Here is a 20,118-nt window from a genome sequence, read left to right on the forward strand (position 1 = left end):
CGGTTCAAGCAGGAGTTACTCCTCCCTAACGACCGCATCGAGCAACTTTTTGGTGGAGGTCAACGCCTCTTGGACTGAGACTGCGTCGTTTGCCGTAATCCTGTCGGAGTATTTTGCCGAAAGTTCGCGTCTATCCATAATTGATCTTGAGTTTCGTACTTCTTCGAGGCCTATCTCCGCCGCGCGGAGAGCTGTTTTTAGACGGTTGTTGCGGGCTTCTGCTGAATCTTTTTTCCCGCGGGCTCGGATATACAGAAAGGCGTTCCGACTGAAGGCCTCTAGGACTTGTGCGCGGAAGAGACGCGGATCATCAAGGCACGAAAAATCGAATCCTAACAACTGCGATAAACCCGCAGTGGTGGTTTCTGCATATTTCTCTTCGTAGGAAGCATGGACCAGGGTGTTCTGAAGATACGCTAGTTCAATCGAGGCGTAAGACACATAGAGGCGTCTCCAGAGCTTTCCTTCAAGCTTGCAGTTTTCCTTATATGTTGGATCCAATTCCGTACCGGCTTTGCGGTGCAGGTTCTCAAATGCGGGAACCTTACTTAGAATATTACCTAAGCCGCGCCGTAAGAAACCCAAATTCGATAGATGTTCGTCTCTCAAGCGAGTATTGACGCTCGCTTCATCTTTTCTCAGCCACTCTTCTGTAAATGCGGCGAGTATAGATCTCGCTCGAATATTGAGCCATTGTCCGGGAGTGGCTGCGCTGTTTGGAGCGAATTCAATTTCAGCGTTGGACGAAGTTCGCTCGTGCTGAGCGATCCATTGGCTAAGAATGCTACCTGCGTTTTGATATTGGTTAACCTGCGCCATCAATCCGGCCAAGGTAATGGCCAGATACGGGCGCTCAAGGTACTCGCGATTGGCCGCCACTTGGTCTACGTCAGACTGCTTAATCCAATTTGGATTCGAAACGGCCGTTTGAAGATAAGTGCAAGAGAATGGAACGGGCGACGCAACGTCGACGTCAGAAACCAAAAATTCGGAGCGCTGCACTAACTCCGGCCCGAATCTTGGGAGCCTTGGATCTTTCGCTGCAAGCCTAAGCCTCCGATAAACATTTGCGAATCCCCGAAGGTGATCTTCTATCGCTAGTGCATCATCGGAAGTTTGTTGCCACTCCAGCAGACAGCTTAGAGGTGGTTCAATATAGTCCACCGCAAATCGGCGGACTTGGTCGAGCTGCCGCTCTAAAGCTGTATCCGATATTTTGAAGAACTCCTTCATGAACTGAACATCCGGTTCTATGAAGTAGTCATGAAGGTGCATGACGTATTCCAAGCCTAGCGAGGACTCGACACTGTTTCCGTGAGTACCTGCAGGTGAATATGAAGCCGCGCCTGGTGTTCCTCCGTGTCCCTTGTTCGCGAACGACAGCTCAGCAACACCAATTTTTACCCCGCTCAATGAATCGGCATACTTCTCGATAAAGCTTCCAACGGCATTCCCGAAAGATCCGACCACAAAGAGCACGGTCAGAGCGATTCCCGCGACAACTTGAAGCCTCGATAATTCCTTCCCACCGGGATGTCTCAGGACCGAGTTAACCCAGATCCCAAAGACCGGTCCCCACAAGAAGCCAAGGGTGATGTTGACTCGATTGCGAGATATCGCGTCGAATGGTCCAATAAGTTCGTGCAACGCTAGGAGAAGAAACAATATCAGCGATATTGAAATCGCCAGAACGATGTAGTGGAGAATTCCAGCTAACCGCGGCGTAATTCGAAGAACAGCGCCACCAAGCGAAAAGTTATAGCGCCGTTTTAGGGTTGGCGGCTTTGCAAAAGCGAGTAACTCGAAAATCGAAAACGCGAAGGCCGCCGCGGAGAGAAAACTGCCCATCGGGATAAGCTACCTCGGCAATTTCAGCGTCTGCTATGGAACAATGATGCGATAAATTGAATCGCGATATTTTTGGACTCGAGTGCGATAGCTGGTCATACCATCCCTATAAAAATCGAACATTCGACCGTAGACGTCGATTAGCGCCTCGTACAAATGTTGGTGTCCGGCTTTTCGCTCTTCTTCCGCATTAGCGCGAAAATCTTCGATTGACCGCCTAAAGAGTTCAAGGCTCGAACGTCTAAAGGTTTCAGCTGCTTCTCTATAGTCTTCTAGAGTTGACAACTTATCTGGGAGACTGTTTTCAAGTTCTCTAGTAACCAATACGGCCGAAAGTCCAGGAAGATCGTATTGGGCGATTTCCGGTACTTCGCCTTGCCCATAGCATTTGATGACTTCGATCGCGGCAACAATGTCGCATAGGTAGCTGCTTTGAGCTTTCGCAGCGCTTGGGATCGTGAGGACCAAGGTTGAAAGAACGAGTATCCATTTTGCGACTCTAGCGTTACGCCCAACAGACATTGAACGACCTCAATCCCGCGCAGCCCCAACATGCATTGGACTCTTGTCCGGCAAACTTACGGGCTCGTGGCCGGATCTTGCGAGGGCTTCATGAAAATACGCAATTTAGTTTATGTGCAATCATGGGATGTGCTCATCCCCTCGTCAAGTGCAATTGAAAGCTGCCTATTCTCGTATTGACTGAGAGGAGGTCGGCTCAACGTCTATCTTACGGCCAGGGCGCGGTTGTAGCTTTAACCTGCTCGATAAAGTCGGGTCTGTTCGTCCCTAGAACCGCTCCGGCCGGTACGGCGTCGGATCGATCGAGGGCGTCTCGCCGTTCATCATCTCCGCGAGCAGGCGTCCGGTGGCGGGGCCGAGCGTAAAGCCCTGGTGGCCGTGGCCGAAATTCATCCAGAGGCCGGGGTGGCGCGGGGCGCGACCGAGCACCGGCACCATGTCCGGTGTGCAGGGGCGGGTGCCGAACCACGGCTCCGGTTCGGCGCGCTTGCCGAGATCGATCAGCTCGCGCGCCGAGGCTTCGGCGCTGGCGAGCTGCACCGGCGTTGCCAGTGCATCCGGGCCGGTCAACTCCGCACCGGTGGTGATGCGGATGCCCTTGGCCATCGGCCCCATGGCATAGCCGCTGCCCTTGTCGACCAGCGGCAGATCGAGCGAGGCGCCGCCGCTGTAATGCATGTGGTAGCCGCGCTTGCGCACCAGCGGAATCCGGTAGCCGAACTTGTGCAGGAGATCCGGCGACCACGGCCCGAGCGTCACGACGGCGTTGGCGGCATCGATGCGGCCATTGTCGGTGTCGACCGACCATCCGGTCGCGGTCTGCTGCAGCGACTGCGCATCGCCGAGCACGATGGTGCCGCCGAGCCGCTCGAACAGATCGGCATAGGCCGTGACCAGGGCGCCGGGGTCGGACACGGTCCAGGTATCGAGCCAATGGATCGCGCCGGGGAGATCGTCGCGCAGAATCGGCTCGGCCTTGGTCAGCTCGCTGCCCGAGAGCACGCGAAAATTCACGCCGAACTCGCGGCGATCTGCTTCCGCGGCCTTGATTGAATCGTCGAGCGCGGCGGCGTCGCGAAACAGCGCGCGATAGCCGGCGCGGCGGATCAGATTGTCGGCATGGGCCTCGCGGATGAGGATGTCGTGCTCGGGCGTCGCATAGGCGATCAGCTGCGCCCAGGCGGCGATCGCCTCGCGATGCCGCTTCGGCGCCGAATGCCACCAATAGCGGAGCAGGGGCTCGACGTGGCGATGCAGCGAGGACAAGCTGTAGCGCACGTCGTTGGTGCGGCCGGTCGCGATCTTCACGAGCGAGGCGAGATCGCGCGGCATCGGATAGGGCCGTACCGCTTCCGCCTGGATCATCCCGGCATTGCCGTAGCTGGTCTCGCGGCCGGGCTCCCTGCGGTCGACCAGCGTGACGGTCCAGCCGCGTTGCCTCAGATGCAAGGCGGCGCCGACGCCCACCATGCCGCCGCCGAGAATGATTGCGCTTTGCATCGGCAGAACTCTCCTGTCAGGCTGGCTTCGGCGCAAGCTTGGGCTGCGCCGTGTTGATGGTCGTGGCGACGACGACCGACAGCGCCGTCATCGCCACCAGGAAGCCGAAGGCGGCATCGAACGATCCGGTTCCGGTCACGATGAAGCCTATCGCCGCCGGTGCGACGAAGCCTGCACTCTGGCCGCCGAGATTGACCATGCCGACGCCCGATCCGATCTGGTCGTCGCGGAGCAGTTTGGTCGGGAGCGCAATCACAGCGGCCAGCACGAAGGATTTGAAGAAGTAGACCAGCGACTGATAGGCGATCAGCACCGTGATCGTCTCCGCCTTGTACATGGCGTAGAGGAAGATGCCGGTCAACGCGGAGCTGCCGATCAGCAGATATTTTTCCCGCTCGGCAAAGAACGTGGTCATGACCCAGCCGCCGATCGCCGTCGCGAATGTCGCCATCACGAACGGGATCGGCGCCACCACGCCGACGGTCTTGAGGTCGAGCCCGCGTTGCTGCAGCAGATAGAGCGGCATCCAGGAATCCAGGCCCTTGTTGACGCAACTGAGGCCGAACCACACGACCATCAGCTGCCACAGCAGCGGATTCCTCATGAGCTCGCGCATCGGCGCGCGCTGTTCGGCCTTTGCCGATGGGCCCGTAGCCGCTTTGTCCGGGCGTCCGAGATACGGGACGAAGACGAAATAGATCACCGCGAAGACGATGCCGGCGATGCCGATCGCGTTGAAGGCGTGGCGCCAGCCGAGCCAGACGATCAACGGCGCCATGATCAGCGGTGCGACCATGCTGCCGGCATAGTTCGACGACAGCAGCAGCGCCGACATTTTGGGCCGGCTGTCCCTCTTGAATACCTCGGCGATGGCGCGAATGCTTGCCGGCGGAAAGCCGCCCTCGGCGATGCCGAAGACGAAGCGGATCGCGATCAGCGAGGTCAGCGACCAGGCGAGACTGGTGAAGGCCGTGAACAGCGACCACATCACGATGGTGACGATCACCACATATTTCGAGCCGAAGCGGTCGGAGAGCCATCCGCCCGGCACCTGCATCGCGGCGTACCCTAAGAAGAACGCGCTGATGACGATGCCGAGATCGGCAGCCTGGAGATTGAAGTCCTTGCCGATCTGCGCCAGCGCCAGCGAGATCGCGGCGCGGTCGATGTAGGAGATGCAGTAGGCCACATAGAGCAGGACGAAGGCGACGATGCCGGTCTTGCGGTTCGACAATTCGGCCATGCTGATCTCCGCTTTGCCGGCGACCCGGCGGGCTTGCCTGTTTGCTTGGTCTATTCCCAGGTGAGGAAGCCGGGCGCGGACGCCAGCGGCGGCGCCGTCCCAAGTCGCGCCAGGTCAGGCACCGGCCGGCACAATTGCGCATCGCCCGCGAACGCGGCCTCCAGGCTTGCGGCAATGGCGAGCACGATGGCATCGCCACCGCGCGGGCCAACGATCTGCAGGCCGAAGGGCAAGCCGGCTTCATCGACGCCGAGCGGAATGCTGATCGCGGGATGGCCGGGAAGCGTGACGGCATAGGCGAGCGCGAGCCAGTGGAAGTAGGATTTCGTAGGCGCCCCGTCGATCTCGGCGGGATAAAGCTCCGACCACGGCCGCGGACTGAGTGTGATCGTCGGGCTGATCAGTACGTCGCAGGTCTCGAAGAAGCTTTGATAGGCACGATAGATCCGAGTTTGCGTCGTCGCGGCACGACCGTGATCTTCGAGCGTGTAGCTCAGGCCTTCCTCGACATTGGCGCGGACATTGGGGCCGAGCATCTCGGGCCGCTCTTTGTAGTTCTTGCCGTGCATCGCCAGGAACAGGCCGGCGCGCAGCACGGCGAAGGCGTCGTCTGCGCCGGTGCAGTCCGGCGTCGCCTCTCGGCTTTCGGCGAACAGCGGCGCAAGCCTCTTCACGCGATCGCGGAACACGCGGCGGATGGCTTGCTCGGTCGGTGCGAAGCCGAAGTCTTCGGTGAAGGCAAGGCGCAGCTTGCCAAGCTCCGCGGGGCGCGGCGCGGACCAGCGCTCGGCACGGCCGCGCAGAGGCTCGCCGGGAAGCGTGTAGGCGAGCGGATCGCGGGCATCATCGCTCGCCATCACCGACAGCATTAGCGCGGTATCGGCGACGCTGCGGGCCATCGGTCCGTCGGTCGACAGATTGGACCAGCCGAAGGCGCGCTTTTCGCTCGCCACCAGGCCGTAGGAGGGACGCATGCCGACGATACCGGCATAGCCCGCGGGATTGCGCAGGGATCCCCCGGTGTCGGAGCCCGATGCGAGCGGTGCCATGCCGCAGGCGAGCGCGACCGCCGATCCGCCGGAGGAGCCGGCCGCCGAGCGCATGGGATCGAAGGGATTGCCGGTCGCACCGAAGACGGGATTGCGGGTGTTGCCGCCCGCCGCCCATTCCGGCGTATTGGTCTTGCCGAAGATGATGGCGCCCGCCGCACGCAGCCGCGCGATCGAGCCCTGGTCGGCGGCAGGGACATTGTCGCGCAACAGGGGACTGCCGTAGGTCGAGCGCATTCCGGCGGTGTCTTGCGTATCCTTGATCAGGACGGGGAGCCCGTGCAGCGCGCCATGATCCTCGCCGCGCAGGATCGCGGCCTCAGCCTTCTTCGCGGCGGCACGTGCACCCGGCTCGTCGAGCGTCACAACCGCATTGACGGCGGCATTGATGGCGCCGATGCGGGACAGGCAGGCGTCGAGCAGCTCGACGGGCGAGATCGCCCGTGCGGTCAGCAGACGGCGCAGCTCGACGGCACTCGTGTCGCAAAGTTCGGACAACGCCAGGCCCTTTCAAATTGTGAAAACGATTTAGCATATCGGAAACCGCGTTCAGCGCACCAATATTCGCCAAATCGGGGCAATTCATGCACAAATCTTGGCGTGTGTGCCCGGGAGGCACCCTGGAGAGGTATTGTGCGGCGGATCACGCCGAAAAGATTAGGCCGATCGGCCAATATTTTTTCCCCGCAGCGTGATAGACATACCGCATGAGCGAGATCACGACGCCCGAAGGTGCCAACTCCCAGCTCGGCCAATGCCTCAAGGCGGCGCGCCAGGCGCGCGGCCTGACGCTCAAGCAGGTGGCGGAGCGAACGGGCATGGCGCTGTCGACCCTGTCGAAGGTCGAGAATGGCCTGATGTCGCTGACCTACGACAAGCTGCTCCAGCTTACCTCCGGCTTGAAGATGGAGATCGCGGAGCTGTTCAATCCGGCGGTCGCAGCGCCTACGCAAGGCAGGCCGGTCACCGCGCGGCGGAGCATCAGCCGGGCCGGGCAGGGGCAGCTGATCGCCACGAAATTCTACACCTACACCTATCAATGCACCGACCTGATCGGCAAGCGCATGGTGCCGATCGTGGCCGAGGTCCGCGCGCGCTCGCTGGACGAATTCGGTCCGCTGCTGCGCCATGCCGGCGAAGAGTATTTTCTGGTGACGAGCGGACGCGTCGCGGTTCACACCGAGTTCTACGCGCCGGAGATCCTTGGCGAGGGCGACGGCATCTATCTCGATAGCACCATGGGCCACGCCTATCTCAACGCCGGCGAGGCACCGTCCGCCAAGGGCGTCTGTCTCTGCACCAGCGAGGCGCCTGATCTCTACGACCAGCTTCGCCAGATCGCTTCGCGCGAGGTGGCGCCGCTCGGTGACGACGAACTGCCGCCGCCGTAACCTTCAGGCGAGGCGTGAAATGAAAAACGCCCGGCCAGGCCGGGCGTTTTTTATTCGGACGCTGGCTCTATTCGCCGCCGCCGAAACGGCGTGACCACCAGCCGGCGCGACGCGGTGCGGCCGGCGTCTCGCTTGCCGCTTCCGGCGCAGGCTCAGGCGCGGGCGGAGCAACCGGCTCCGGCGCTGCTGCAACCGGGGTTGCCGGCTCGCTCGAGTTGCTCGACAGGAAGCTCACCTTCTCCCGGACGGTGGAGCGGCGTCGTGCCGCCTTGTCGTCGGATGCGGGCTCTTCCTCAGAGGGCGCGGGCTGCACCGGCGTTTCCACCGGCGCCTGCAACCGAAACTCGGGCTGGGACGTTTCGACCGGCGCGATATGCTCCGAATGCGCAATCGAGGGAGCTGTCTCGTTGCCGGAGCTATCGAAATCAGCGACCGCTTCGGTTGCTTCCGACGGCGGATTGCCCGTGAGCTCGTCGCCGATGGAGCCGGCGAGACCCTCCTCGCCGGTACCGCGCCGACGACGTCCACCCCTGCGACCACGCCGGCGACGGCGGTCGCCGCTACCCTGCTGCTCGCCACGGGCGGCCTGTTCTTCGCCTTCCTCGCCGTCCTGTTCGGCCTCGGCGTCCTCTTCACCTTCGCCTGCGACCGCTACGGCCCCTTCAGGAGAAGCGGGAGCACCGTCCTCGCGCGCCTCGCCGTCGCGCTGACCGCCGCGGCCACGCCGGCGGCGGCGGCGCTTGCGGCGCTGGCCGTCCTGCTCGGGCGAAGCATCGCCTGCTGCCTGCTCTTCGGAGAGACCTTCGGTTTCCTCGGTCTCGACCTCGGATTCCAGCTCCGTATCGAGCTCCTCGTCGTCATAGGCCTCTTCGGCCAGCGGCGGCGGGCTTGCGGCCGCCTGTGCCGCCAGCAGCGCCTTGGCGGCTTCGAGCGTATGCACCTGCTCGCCGCGGTCGATGACGTAGGCCTGCGGTCCGCTGACGCTGGGGTCGGCGATGACAGACAGCGAGACCTTGAAGCCGTTTTCGAGATCGCGCAGATGACCACGCTTGTGGTTCAGCACATAGAGCGCGACGTCGGTGCGGGTGCGGACCACGAGGTTATGCGTCGCGCCCTTCATCAGGATCTCTTCGAGGCCGCGCAGCAGCTGCAGCGCCACCGAGGACACCGAGCGGACATGGCCGGTGCCGCCGCAATGCGGGCAGGGATCGGTCGAGGATTCCAGCACGCTGGCGCGGATGCGCTGGCGCGACATCTCGAGCAGGCCGAAATGCGAGATGCGCCCGACCTGGATGCGTGCACGATCCTGCCGCAGGCAGTCGGACAGCTTGCGCTCGACCGCACGGTTGTTGCGCTTCTCGTCCATATCGATGAAGTCGATGACGATCAGGCCGGCGAGATCGCGCAGGCGGAGCTGGCGGGCGACCTCTTCGGACGCCTCCAGATTGGTCTTGAGCGCGGTGTCCTCGATATGGTGCTCGCGCGTCGATCGTCCGGAGTTGACGTCGATCGAGACCAGCGCCTCGGTCTGGTTGATGACGATGTAACCGCCAGAGCGCAACTGCACGGTCGGCGAGAACATCGCATCGAGCTGGCTCTCGACGCCCATGCGCGAGAACAGCGGCTGGCCGTCGCGATACTGCTTCACCGCGCTGACATTGGCGGGCATCAGCATCTTCATGAAGTCGCGGGCTTCGCGGTAGCCGGATTCACCGGCCACCGAGATCTCGTCGATCTCCTTGTTGTAGAGGTCGCGCAGCGAGCGCTTGATCAGCGAGCCTTCCTCGTAGACCAGCGTCGGGGCCTGCGACTTCAGCGTCAGGTCGCGTACCGTCTCCCACATCCGGATCAGGTACTCGAAGTCGCGCTTGATCTCTGGCTTGGTGCGGGCGGCACCCGCGGTGCGCAGGATGATGCCCATGCCCTCGGGCACGTCGAGATCCTGCACCACTTCCTTCAGGCGCGAACGGTCCTGGGCCGAGGTGATCTTGCGGCTGATGCCGCCGCCACGGGCGGTGTTCGGCATCAGAACGGCATAGCGGCCGGCGAGCGAGAGGTAGGTCGTCAGCGCCGCGCCCTTGTTGCCGCGCTCTTCCTTGACCACCTGCACCAGCATCACCTGGCGGCGCTTGATGACTTCCTGGATCTTGTACTGGCGGCGCGGGCGGAACGTGCGCTCCGGCACTTCCTCGAGCACGTCGTCACCGCCGACGGATTCGACGTGCTCCTCCTCGGCTTCCTCACCATCGTCATCGTCCTCGTCGTCTTCGTCGGCCCTCGCTTCGGCGTCCTGATGCGGCGCTTCAGTGCTCTCGCCGGCGGAGTAGACGGCATCGGCCGGCTCGGTGACGGAGGTCACGGCTTCGGCAAAAGCCTCGCCATGCGTTTCCTCGTCATGCGTTTCGAAGGCGGGAGCTTCCTGAGGCTCGGCAACGACGGCGGGCTCGGCGCCGATCGCCGCGACAGGCGCGGGCGTCTCGTCGGCATGATCATGGTCGTGATGATCGTGCGCGTCGTCATGGCCATGGTCGTCATGATCGTGAGCGTGATGGTGATCATCGTGCTCATGATCGTCATGCCCGTGATCGTCGTGATCATGTTCATGATGATCGTGGTCGTGACCTTCATGCTCGCCGCGATGCTCGGCATCGGCGTGCAGATGCTCGCCCTCATGCAGAGCGCCCTCGGCGTGCTCCGGCAGGGCCTGGCCCTCGACCGGCTGGCCGGCCGGATCGGCGAGACCCTCGACGATCTCGCTGCGGACACGTTCGCCTTGACCGCGGCGGCGGGCGTTGCGGTGGCGCGAGCGGCGGCGGCCGTGGGAGCGGTTCTCGCTCTCTTCCTCGGCTTCGCGATGGGCCTGCTCTTCGGCCTCGATCAGCGCCTGCCGGTCGGCGACCGGAATCTGGTAGTAGTCGGGATGGATTTCGCTGAAGGCGAGGAAGCCGTGGCGGTTGCCACCATATTCAACGAAAGCGGCCTGGAGCGAGGGTTCGACCCTTGTGACCTTGGCGAGGTAGATATTCCCGCGCAGTTGCTTGCGTTGCGCGGTCTCGAAGTCAAACTCTTCGACGCGATTGCCGCGGACCACGACGACCCGGGTCTCTTCCGGGTGGGTGGCATCGATCAACATCTTGTTGGGCATGTCTTAACTCTTGGCGGCGGCGGGCGCGATCGACCGTGGGCGCGAAGAGCGCTGCCGGGTGACGCGACGGTCCACCTGATTCGGGGGTGAGGGGAAGGCCGAAACGCCGTCTCTCGCGCCTTGCCGAACCGGAAGCTTCAGGACCGAAACGGCGCGCGGGAGCGTCACTCCGCAGCGTCGCGAAAGGTCCTTCAGAATTCGTCGGCACAGTCTGGCGCATCAAGCGTCGGCCCGTATGAAACATCGGGCGGCGGGGCCGCCCCTAATCAGTTGCTGTTGGCCGGGCATGGCGCGTGCGCGCTCGCCTTGGATCAAGAACCGCCCCCTTAGGGATTAAGGGATCGGGTAACTGGCCGCGTCGCTGTCAAAACTGCTCCGGAAACAGTTGGTAACCGGAAACCGTCCGCCGCCGGGGCTTGCCCCGCTCCACCTCGCTGCCGCGCACCGCGCTGGTCTTAGAGGGGAACAGAAAAACGCTGGAATTCCCAAACCTTGGGAGTTCCGGCGCTGCACCGGGAGGCTGAATGCGACACAACCGGAAATTATTGGCCGTCAGCAATCCGTACATACGAGGAATGGGCCATCCGTGCAAGGGAGCGTCGCACGCCGGTCACAGTCGGACAGTTTCGTGTTTCCGTCATTAAGGATCGTTTAACCCTGTGGTTCTATTGCGTTAAAGAGGGCTGCTCGGAGGCACGGATTCGGTGGCGAGCCGCACAAATCAAAGGGTTTTGCTGGGGGTTGCGCTGCTGTGTGCCGCGGCGTCGCCGTGCGCCGATTCCTCGCGTCTGAACGCGGCCGAAAGCTCATCGCAACCCTCTGTTGCGACGACGAATTTTCCGATCGCCACCGCCGCGCGCCTGGCCGGTGACGGCAAGCAGACCCGCTTCATTCTCGACCTCGACCAGACCGTCAGCTTCCGCGCCACGACGCTCGCCGATCCCTACCGGGTCGTGGTCGACGTTCCCCAGGTCAATTTTCAGCTGGGCCCGGGCAGCGGGGCCGGGCGAGGGCTGGTCAAGGCCTTCCGCTACGGGCTCGTGATGCCCGGTGGCTCCCGAATCGTGTTCGACCTGACCGGGCCCGCCAAGATCGCCAATTCCTATGTACTCGAGGCGGCCAACGGCCAGCCGGCCCGGCTCGTGCTCGAGCTGGAGGAGGTCGACCGCGCGGCTTTCGTGCAGACGCCCGCCCCGGAGAATCGACCCGAACTGCGGCCAGCGATTGCCGCCGCGCCTCCGGCAACGATTGCTGCCGCGCCCGAATCGGCGCCGCAAAAGTCAGGGGCACCGTCCGACGGCCGTCCGGTCGTTGTGATTGACCCCGGCCATGGCGGCATCGACAACGGCACCCAGTCGAACGGCGAGAGCGAGAAGAACCTGGTGCTCGCCTTTGGCCTGGCGCTGCGCGACCGGCTGGAAAAGGCCGGCAAATACCGGGTGGTAATGACGCGGGACGACGACACCTTCATTCCGCTCAATGACCGGTCCAAAGTCGCCCGCAATCTGAACGCCGCGCTGTTCGTCTCGATCCACGCCGATGCGCTGCCGAAGGCCGAGGGCGACGCGCAGGGCGCCACCATCTACACGCTCTCGGACAAGGCCTCCGACGCCGAGGCCCAGCGCCTGGCCGATGCCGAAAATCGCGCGGACGCGATTGCCGGCTTCAATCTCGCGGAAGAGCCGACCGACGTCGCCGACATCCTGATCGATCTGACGCAGCGGGAAACGCGCACCTTTTCAAACCGTTTTGCGCATTTGCTGATGGGCGAAATGAAGTCGACCGTACGGATGCACAAGCATCCCCTGAAGTCGGCCGGTTTCCGGGTGCTGAAAGCCCCCGACGTGCCCTCGGTGCTGGTCGAGATCGGCTACGTCTCCAACAAGGGCGACCTCGAGCACCTCGTGTCCGAGGGCTGGCGGTCGCGCGCGGTGGGCTCGATGGCCCAGGCGATCGACACGTTCCTGGCCAAGCGGATGGCGACGGCGGGGGCCAGCAATTAAACAGGGAATGCCGGTTCCGATGTTAAGCCCTAGTTTGGCCACAGCGGACGCTTTATAAAACCGGCGCAGGGGGTTCCGGAATCGACGAGAATCCCGTTCGGCAAGCGTCTTTCGGTCCGGCATCGATGGTATTGAGTAGGCCGGGGAGTTCGCGACGTGAGGATGGCGTCCGTTTGGGGCGCCTTGAGGCTGATCTTGGTCTGCTCTTGGGCCGATCCAGGGATTAAACGGATAAACACATAATGCGCTTGCTTGTGCGGTTCATGGGCTTCCTGTTCGCCGCGGGAACGGTGGTGTTCCTTGTCGGTGTCGGTGCCGTGGCAGGCCTGATCTGGCATTTCTCCAAGGATTTGCCCGACTACTCTCAGCTCCAGGATTACGAGCCGCCGGTGATGACCCGCGTGCACGCGGTCGACGGCTCGCTGCTCGGCGAATACGCCAAGGAGCGGCGGCTGTACCTCCCGATCCAGGCGGTGCCGAAGCTCGTGATCAACGCGTTCCTCGCCGCCGAGGACAAGAATTTCTACGAGCATGGCGGCATCGACTACACCGGCATGGCCCGCGCCGGCCTGGTCTATCTGCAGAACTACGGCTCCAACCGCCGTCCGCAGGGTGCCTCCACGATCACCCAGCAGGTTGCGAAGAACTTCCTCCTGACCAACGAGGTCTCGTTCGCGCGCAAGATCAAGGAAGCCTTGCTCGCGATGCGGATCGAGAAGACCTACTCGAAGGACAAGATCCTCGAGCTGTATCTCAACGAAATCTATCTCGGTCTCGGCGCCTACGGCATCGCAGCCGCTTCGCTGGTCTATTTCGACAAGTCGGTGAACGAGCTCACCGTGGCGGAAGCCTCATACCTCGCGGCGCTGCCGAAGATGCCGGCGACGCTGCATCCGGTGCGTAACCGCGACCGCGCCATCGAGCGCCGCAACTACGTGATCGACCGCCTCCAGGAGAACGGCTGGATCAAGCAGGCCGACGCCGAGAAGGCACGCAAGGAGCCGCTGGCCGTCACCAACCGCTCCAACGGCGCCCACACATTCGCCGGCGAATATTTCGCCGAGGAGGTCCGCCGCGACATCTTCGAGCGCTATGGCGAGAAGAAGCTGTATGAGGGTGGCCTCTCGGTGCGCACCACGCTCGATCCGAAGATCCAAGTCATGGCGCGCAAGACCATGGTTGCCGGCCTCGTCAACTATGATGAGCAGCAGGGTTATCGCGGCGCCATGAGCAAGCTCGATATTTCGGGCGACTGGGGCGTGAAGCTCGCCGAGATCAAGTCGCTCTCCGACATCTCGCCGTGGCGCATGGCGGTGGTGCTGGAAACCAGCGACCAGTCGGCGCGGATCGGCTTCCAGCCGAACCGCGAGCTCGGCGGCGCCGTCAGCAAGCAGCGCGAGACCGGCCTGATCACGCTCGACGGCGTCAAATGGGCGAAGGCGGCTTCGGGAGCCGGGAAGGGTAGGGCTGCCACGGGTGTGTCGCAGGTGCTCCAACCCGGCGACGTGATCTATGCCGATCCGCTCTACACCAAGGAAGGACAACCGGTCGAAGGCCAATACCGCCTGCGCCAGATACCCGAAGTATCGGGCGCGATGGTAGTGATGGACCCCTGGACCGGTCGCGTGCTCGCAATGGTCGGCGGCTTCTCGTTCGACCAGAGCCAATTCAATCGCGCCACCCAGGCCTACCGGCAGCCGGGATCGTCGTTCAAGCCGATCGTCTATTCGGCCGCACTCGACAACGGCTACACGCCCTCGACTGTCGTGCTCGACGCGCCGATCGAAATCGATCAGGGCCAGGGCGCCGGTGTGTGGCGGCCGGAAAACTTTGATGCCGGCAAGTATATGGGTCCGATGACCTTGCGCAATGCGCTGCGGCTGTCGCGCAACACGGTGACGGTGCGGCTTGCGCAAGACATCGGCATGCCCCTGATCGGCGAATATGCGCGCCGCTTCGGTGTCTACGATGAGCTGCCGAACTATCTCTCCTATGCACTCGGCGCCGGCGAAACCACGGCAATGCGCATGGTCACGGCCTATTCGATGCTCGCCAATGGCGGCCGCCGCGTGAAGCCGACCTTGATCGACCGTATCCAGGATCGCTACGGCCGCACCATCTTCAAGCATGACCAGCGCGAATGCCGCGGCTGCGACGCGCCCGGCGGCTGGAAGAACCAGGCCGAGCCGCAGCTGATCGATCGTCGCGAGCAGGTGCTGGATTCCATGACCGCCTATCAGATCACCGAGCTGCTGGAGGGCGTGGTCCAAGCCGGTACCGCGACCGTCGTGAAGGAAGTCGGCAAGCCGATCGCCGGCAAGACCGGCACCACCAACGAGGCCAAGGACGCGTGGTTCGTCGGCTTCTCGCCGGACATCGCAGTTGCCATCTACATGGGCTACGACAAGCCGCGCTCGCTCGGCAGAGGCAATGCCGCAACCGGCGGCCATCTCTCTGCCCCGATCGCGCGCGATTTCCTCAAGCTTGCGCTTGCCGACAAGCCCGCGGTCCCGTTCAAGGTGCCGGCCGGCATTAAGCTGGTTCGCGTTGTCTCCAAGACCGGCATGCGCGCCGGCCCCGGCGAGACCGGCGGAACCATTCTGGAAGCCTTCAAGCCGGGTACGGCGCCGCCGGATAACTACTCCGTCATTGGCGTCGCTGATGCTGACGGCCGCGGCGCGCCGGGGGCGCCGCAGCAGCAGCCGGATTCCGGCTTCTTCATGCGGCCGGGCACCGGCGGCCTGTACTAGGGCCTAAGGATAACAACGGTGACTTGAAGCTCCGGCGGTTGCGCTTTGCAGCCGCCGCCGCTACATCCCCATCTCAATTACACGCAGATTCCGCGAGACCCGAGAACGACATGCGCGCCGAAATCGAACGGTTGGTAGAAGAGATCAAGCAGTCGGTCGGGCTGCTGAGGAGGCATCTTTGACGTCGAGAAATCGACGGCGCGCCTCGCTGAGCTGAACAAGCTCGCAGAAGATCCCAATCTCTGGAACGATCCCCAGAAAGCCCAGAGGCTGATGCAGGAGCGAACCTCGCTGGAGGATTCGCTCTCGGGCATCGGCAAGGTCGAGCAGGAGCTCGAAGACGATATCGGCATGATCGAGCTCGGCGAGGCCGAAGGCGACGCCGGTGTCGTGGCCGAAGCTGAAGCCGCACTCAAGAGCCTCAAGAAGGAAGTCGCCCGGCGCGAGCTTGAGGCGCTGCTGTCGGGCGAGGCTGATCGCTTCGACTCCTATCTCGAGGTCCATGCCGGCGCCGGCGGCACCGAGAGCCAGGACTGGGCGCAGATGCTGTTGCGCATGTACACGCGCTGGGCCGAGACGCACGGCTTCAAGGTCGAATTCCTCGAAGAGTCCGAGGGCGAAGAGGCCGGCATCAAGTCCGCGACCATCCAGGTCTCCGGCCACAATGCCTATGGCTGGCTGAAGACCGAGGCCGGCGTGCACCGGTTGGTGCGCATCTCGCCGTTCGATTCCAACGCGCGGCGGCATACGTCTTTCTCCAGCGTGCAGGTATTCCCCGTCATTGACGACAGCATCAAGATCGACATCAAGGAAGCCGACGTCCGCGTCGACACCATGCGGTCGGGCGGCGCCGGCGGTCAGCACGTCAACAAGACCGAATCCGCGGTGCGCCTGACGCATATCCCGACCGGCGTCGCGGTGGTCTGCCAGGCCGGCCGCTCCCAGCACAAGAACCGGGCGCAGGCCTGGGACATGCTGCGCGCGCGGCTTTACGAGATCGAGCTGAAGAAGCGCGAGGAGAAGGCCGCCGCCGACCAGGCCGCCAGGACCGAAATCGGCTGGGGCCACCAGATCCGCTCCTACGTGCTGCAGCCCTATCAGATGGTGAAGGACCTGCGCACCGGCGTGCAGACCTCCGACACCTCGGGCGTGCTCAACGGCGAGCTCGACGACTTCATGGCCGCGACCTTGGCACAACGTGCTTTCGGCACCACCGGCGCCGACATCGAGGACGTGGACTGATCATGCCCCGCGTTGCCTTCATCGGATTGGGGCGGATGGGCCATGGCATGGCCGGCCGCTATCTCGATGCCGGTTTTACGGTGACGCTGTGGAATCGCAGCAGGGCAAAAGCAGAAGACCTGATCGCGCGCGGCGCGCATTGGGCGACTTCGCCCGAGGATGCCGCGATCGATGCCGACGCGGTCGTGACCATGGTCGCGGATGACGAGGCCTCGCGCGCCGTCTGGCTCGGGCTCAACGGCGCGGCCAAGACGGCCAAGGCCGGCACCATTGCGATCGAGTGCTCCACCGTTTCCTATGATCATGCGCGCGAGATGGGCCGCGAGCTCAATGCGCGCGGGCTGATCTACATCGACTGCCCCGTGACGGGATTGCCGGATGCGGCCGCGGCCGGAAAGCTGACGTTGCTTGCCGGCGCCGATGCGGCCGACCTCGAGCGGGCGCGACCGTTCCTCGAACCGATCGGCTCGACCATCCGCCATTTCGGCGCAGTGGGCTCCGGCACGGTCTACAAGCTCATCAACAATCTCCTGGGCGCGATCCAGATCGCGGGTCTCGCCGAGGGCCTCGCGATCGCCGAGCAGGCCGGGCTCGACATGAAGCTGGTGCTGGACTCGATCCAGGCGGGCGTCGCCGCCAGCCCGCAGGTGCAGCGCCATTCCAAGCGCATGGTCGCCCGCGACTTCAGCGGCGCGACGTTCACGGCCGCGCTCCGGCACAAGGATGCCGCCTACGCCGTCAAGCTCGCCGAGAGCCTGCTGGCCGACAAGCCGCTGGTCTCGCGCGCCGCCGTCGAGGCCTACGCGCAGGCTAAGGCCGCGATGCCCGACGACGACGAAGGCAGGATGATCGAGCTAGTGTCGCGGCCGAAAGGCGCTGTCTGATCGCCGACGCTTCCAAGCACGAACGCGGCCCGACCGCCGGGGACGGTCCGTTGATTTGAGCTGCTCTATTGCTCGAAGGTGCGCAGGCCCGCCACACCGGAATCCGTTCGGATCATGCGTCCCTTCTTCCCATCGTCGGTCAAAAAGACGTCCCAGTGCGCCGTGCCACCTGGTTGACCTTCGAGGGTCATCACGCCGGTGCAGTCCTGATCAATCGTGTACGTACCATTCAGAGCTTCGCGTTGAACGATCGCATGGCGCAGCGAGGTCTGTTTGCCTGAAAACTTTCCCGCCCCGTCAAAGTCGAACGCACCGTAATGATAGTTCGTGCCCTGGCCAGTAAATACGTAGCGGCCCTGGAGCTTCTCGACCGAGCACGTCTGCGGTGCTCCGTGAGCCATTGGGCCGACCAGCAAAGAATACCCCAACATCAGACTTGCGCCCATTATGCCGCTTGTGAGACTTAATTTCATCGCTTCGCCCTCCATACCGTATCGGCGGTGGAACTACACGTCAAGATTGCGGCAGAAAGGAGAACTCGTGCTACTCAGGAGTGTGACGCTGGCTGAGAGCGTGCTCGAGTTCCTCTCTCAACCAAAACGAAAACCTCCTAATCGGAGCCATATGACATGGGGCAGCCTCGATCGGAGCGCGGTCTCGGCATGGCCCTCGTTACCGCGGCGGCGATTGCCTGGAGCACGGCGCCGTTTTTCACGCGGCTTTTGCCGTTCGATCCCTGGACCATCCTGTTCTGGCGCGGCCTGTTCGGCGGCGGTCTGATCTCGGTGCTTCTCGTCCTGATGCAGGGGCCGGGCGCGTTGCGGCAATTGGTGGTGCCGGGACGCGGCGGATTGCTCGTGGCGTCGTTATCTGCGCTCGGCATGATCTCGTTCATTCCCGCGCTCCAGATGACCGATGTCATGAACGTCGCGGTGCTGATCGCGACCCAGCCGTTCGTGGCGGCGGCGCTGGCGTGGCTGTGGCTCGGCGAAGCCGCGAGATGGCGCACCCTGATCGCGAGCCTCGTTGCCTTTGCCGGCGTCGCCATCACCGTCGGCGGCATCAGAGCCGGCGCCGATATCGGCGGCGTGGCCCTGAGCTGCCTGATGGTGCTCGCGATCTCGGCCATGACGGTCGTCGTTCGGCGCCACAAGGAGACCTCGATGGTTGCGGCGGCAGCACTGTCGAACTTCATCGGCAGCCTCGTCAGCCTGCCGTTCGCCCACGACATCGCCCATGTCGGCGGCAACAGCCTTGCGATCCTTGCGATGTTCGGCTGCCTCCAGGTCGCGCTCGGCCTGACCTTCTACATGCTCGGCTCGCGCCTGCTGCCTTCGGGCCAAGCCTCCCTGATCGCAACGCTGGAGACGCCGCTGATGGCGTTCTGGATCTGGGTGGGATTTAGCGAGGTGCCGGCCGTGCATGCGCTCATTGGCGGGGCACTGGTGATCGGGGCAGTGATCACTGATATTGCAGGCGACGCCCGCTTTCGCCGATCGTCATGAGCCTCGTCTCGTCGGAAATCGGGTGGCGAGATGCGTCGCGCTGGCCTAGGCGGCAGGCCCGACCGCCGAGGTAAGACGCATGCCTTTGAATGAAAACCGGATCGACGCGCGAGACTGGTCGCTGCTTGCGGTCCTCTCGATCCTCTGGGGCGGGTCGTTCTTCTTCAATGGCGCGGCGTTGCGGGAGTTGCCGCCGCTGACGCTGGTGTTTTTGCGCGTTGCCCTTGGCGCGGCCATTCTGCTGCCGTTGCTGCGTGTGCAGGGGATCAGCTTTCCCAAGGGCGCGAGGGGCTGGCGAGCCTTTGTCGTGATCGGGCTGCTCAACAACGTCATTCCGTTCTCGCTGATCGTGGCCGGCCAGACTTTCATTCCGAGCGGACTGGCGTCGATCCTGAATGCGACCACGCCGCTGTTCACTGTGCTGGTGATGGCGGCGGCGGGTGAAGAGGCGTTGCAGGCGCGGCGGGTGGCCGGCGTGGCGCTGGGCCTCGCCGGCGTGGTCATCCTGCGTGGGTGGGGTGTCGAGTCGCGCGCCGGGCAGGGGTTCGGCATCCTGCTCTGCCTTGGCGGCGCGCTCAGTTATGGTTTTGCGGCGCTCGCCGCGCGGAGGCTGCTGAAGGACTCACCGCCACTGGGAACGGCCACGTTTCAGCTGATGGCGTCGACTGTGATGATGGCGATCGTCGCCGGTGCAGTGGAGCAGCCGTGGCGTCTTCCTGTTCCGGGTCTGGCGACCTGGCTTGCCGTGCTGGGCCTCGCGGCGCTCTCGACGGCGCTCGCCTACATCGTCTTCTTTCAGATCATACGACGCTCAGGCGCGAGCAATGTGATGCTGGTGACGCTGCTCATTCCCGTGACCGCCATTCTTCTGGGATGGCTGGTGCTGGGCGAGCCGATCTCCATGCGAGAGATCGCCGGTGCGGTCGTCATCGGCAGCGCGTTGATCGTGATCGACGGACGGGCTGTGAGAATGCTGCAGCGCGTGGGTTAAGTTCCTGAGCCAGCGTTTCACTCCGCGGAAAATCCTGCCGCTTGC

Annotated in this window: 15 protein-coding genes; 8 read left to right on the forward strand and 7 right to left on the reverse strand. The window is 63.4% G+C overall.

All coding sequences use genetic code 11. The features are described 5' to 3' along the window. Positions 1-15: 15 nt before the first annotated feature. The 5 genes from ABID59_RS05590 to ABID59_RS05610 form a co-directional block, all read right to left on the reverse strand. Positions 16-1,848: a hypothetical protein gene (locus tag ABID59_RS05590; protein ID WP_354082705.1), complete on the reverse strand. Its 1,833-nt coding sequence runs from the start codon at positions 1,846-1,848 to the stop codon at positions 16-18. A 33-nt stretch (positions 1,849-1,881) separates the two neighbouring features. Beyond that, entirely contained in the window at positions 1,882-2,370 is a 489-nt protein-coding gene (locus ABID59_RS05595; protein WP_354082706.1) for a hypothetical protein, read from the reverse strand. A 267-nt stretch (positions 2,371-2,637) separates the two neighbouring features. Beyond that, entirely contained in the window at positions 2,638-3,870 is a 1,233-nt protein-coding gene (locus tag ABID59_RS05600) for an NAD(P)/FAD-dependent oxidoreductase (RefSeq protein ID WP_148748765.1), read from the reverse strand. 16 nt (positions 3,871-3,886) lie between these two features. Further along, a complete protein-coding gene (locus ABID59_RS05605; protein ID WP_354082707.1) occupies positions 3,887-5,113 on the reverse strand; it encodes an MFS transporter in 1,227 nt (408 codons plus the stop codon). Between the two features lie 50 nt (positions 5,114-5,163). After that, positions 5,164-6,660 carry an amidase gene (locus ABID59_RS05610; protein WP_354082708.1) on the reverse strand — a complete coding sequence of 499 codons (1,497 nt, stop codon included), beginning with the start codon at positions 6,658-6,660 and terminating at the stop codon, positions 5,164-5,166. A 209-nt stretch (positions 6,661-6,869) separates the two neighbouring features. On the opposite strand from ABID59_RS05610, the gene ABID59_RS05615 reads away from it, so the two are divergent. Next, positions 6,870-7,553, forward strand: coding sequence for a helix-turn-helix domain-containing protein (locus ABID59_RS05615; protein WP_148748768.1), 684 nt, complete (start codon positions 6,870-6,872; stop codon positions 7,551-7,553). 67 nt (positions 7,554-7,620) lie between these two features. Here the strand turns inward: ABID59_RS05615 and ABID59_RS05620 are convergent, their stop codons facing one another. Continuing rightward, positions 7,621-9,912: an Rne/Rng family ribonuclease gene (locus ABID59_RS05620; protein ID WP_354082709.1), complete on the reverse strand. Its 2,292-nt coding sequence runs from the start codon at positions 9,910-9,912 to the stop codon at positions 7,621-7,623. A 21-nt stretch (positions 9,913-9,933) separates the two neighbouring features. Here ABID59_RS05620 and ABID59_RS05625 point away from each other — a divergent pair, with 21 nt between their 5' ends. The 5 genes from ABID59_RS05625 (at position 9,934) to ABID59_RS05645 (ending at position 17,577) form a co-directional block, all read left to right on the forward strand. Beyond that, the gene (locus ABID59_RS05625) at positions 9,934-10,788 is read left to right on the forward strand and encodes a hypothetical protein (protein WP_354082710.1); all 855 of its coding nucleotides are present in this window, start codon (positions 9,934-9,936) and stop codon (positions 10,786-10,788) included. 614 nt (positions 10,789-11,402) lie between these two features. Further along, complete coding sequence (locus tag ABID59_RS05630) at positions 11,403-12,701, forward strand: N-acetylmuramoyl-L-alanine amidase (protein WP_354082711.1); 1,299 nt, start codon at positions 11,403-11,405, stop codon at positions 12,699-12,701. Between the two features lie 242 nt (positions 12,702-12,943). Continuing rightward, the gene (locus ABID59_RS05635; RefSeq protein WP_354082712.1) at positions 12,944-15,451 is read left to right on the forward strand and encodes a penicillin-binding protein 1A; all 2,508 of its coding nucleotides are present in this window, start codon (positions 12,944-12,946) and stop codon (positions 15,449-15,451) included. 110 nt (positions 15,452-15,561) lie between these two features. Beyond that, positions 15,562-16,693, forward strand: a protein-coding gene (gene prfB / locus ABID59_RS05640; protein ID WP_354082713.1) for a peptide chain release factor 2 whose coding sequence is annotated in 2 segments (ribosomal slippage) — positions 15,562-15,630 and positions 15,632-16,693 — 1,131 coding nt in all. Because the reading frame shifts where the segments join, the coding sequence is not laid out codon by codon here. Positions 16,694-16,695: 2 nt separating this feature from the next. Next, positions 16,696-17,577 carry an NAD(P)-dependent oxidoreductase gene (locus tag ABID59_RS05645; RefSeq protein WP_354082714.1) on the forward strand — a complete coding sequence of 294 codons (882 nt, stop codon included), beginning with the start codon at positions 16,696-16,698 and terminating at the stop codon, positions 17,575-17,577. A gap of 65 nt (positions 17,578-17,642) precedes the next feature. On the opposite strand, the gene ABID59_RS05650 is transcribed toward ABID59_RS05645, so the two are convergent. Beyond that, entirely contained in the window at positions 17,643-18,050 is a 408-nt protein-coding gene (locus tag ABID59_RS05650; RefSeq protein ID WP_354082715.1) for a hypothetical protein, read from the reverse strand. Positions 18,051-18,206: 156 nt separating this feature from the next. Between ABID59_RS05650 and ABID59_RS05655 the strand changes: the two genes are divergently transcribed. Then, positions 18,207-19,082 (forward strand): DMT family transporter, encoded by an 876-nt coding sequence (locus ABID59_RS05655; protein ID WP_354082716.1) that lies wholly within the window; start codon positions 18,207-18,209, stop codon positions 19,080-19,082. A gap of 79 nt (positions 19,083-19,161) precedes the next feature. Further along, positions 19,162-20,073, forward strand: a complete 912-nt coding sequence (locus ABID59_RS05660) for a DMT family transporter (protein ID WP_354082717.1) — start codon at positions 19,162-19,164, stop codon at positions 20,071-20,073. Positions 20,074-20,118: the final 45 nt, after the last annotated feature.

The sequence above is a fragment of the Bradyrhizobium sp. S3.3.6 genome, from assembly GCF_040546905.1.
GTDB lineage: Bacteria > Pseudomonadota > Alphaproteobacteria > Rhizobiales > Xanthobacteraceae > Bradyrhizobium > Bradyrhizobium cytisi.

What these genes read in the sequence shown, in the direction of transcription:
- ABID59_RS05600 (WP_148748765.1), bottom strand. Translation starts at nt 3,870, where the DNA reads ATGCAAAGCGCAATCATTCTCGGCGGCGGCATGGTGGGCGTCGGCGCC.
- ABID59_RS05645 (WP_354082714.1), top strand. Translation starts at nt 16,696, where the DNA reads ATGCCCCGCGTTGCCTTCATCGGATTGGGGCGGATGGGCCATGGCATG.
- ABID59_RS05650 (WP_354082715.1), bottom strand. Translation starts at nt 18,050, where the DNA reads ATGAAATTAAGTCTCACAAGCGGCATAATGGGCGCAAGTCTGATGTTG.
- ABID59_RS05660 (WP_354082717.1), top strand. Translation starts at nt 19,162, where the DNA reads ATGCCTTTGAATGAAAACCGGATCGACGCGCGAGACTGGTCGCTGCTT.
- ABID59_RS05605 (WP_354082707.1), bottom strand. Translation starts at nt 5,113, where the DNA reads ATGGCCGAATTGTCGAACCGCAAGACCGGCATCGTCGCCTTCGTCCTG.
- ABID59_RS05655 (WP_354082716.1), top strand. Translation starts at nt 18,207, where the DNA reads ATGGGGCAGCCTCGATCGGAGCGCGGTCTCGGCATGGCCCTCGTTACC.
- ABID59_RS05590 (WP_354082705.1), bottom strand. Translation starts at nt 1,848, where the DNA reads ATGGGCAGTTTTCTCTCCGCGGCGGCCTTCGCGTTTTCGATTTTCGAG.
- ABID59_RS05595 (WP_354082706.1), bottom strand. Translation starts at nt 2,370, where the DNA reads ATGTCTGTTGGGCGTAACGCTAGAGTCGCAAAATGGATACTCGTTCTT.
- ABID59_RS05615 (WP_148748768.1), top strand. Translation starts at nt 6,870, where the DNA reads ATGAGCGAGATCACGACGCCCGAAGGTGCCAACTCCCAGCTCGGCCAA.
- ABID59_RS05625 (WP_354082710.1), top strand. Translation starts at nt 9,934, where the DNA reads ATGCGTTTCCTCGTCATGCGTTTCGAAGGCGGGAGCTTCCTGAGGCTC.
- ABID59_RS05635 (WP_354082712.1), top strand. Translation starts at nt 12,944, where the DNA reads ATGCGCTTGCTTGTGCGGTTCATGGGCTTCCTGTTCGCCGCGGGAACG.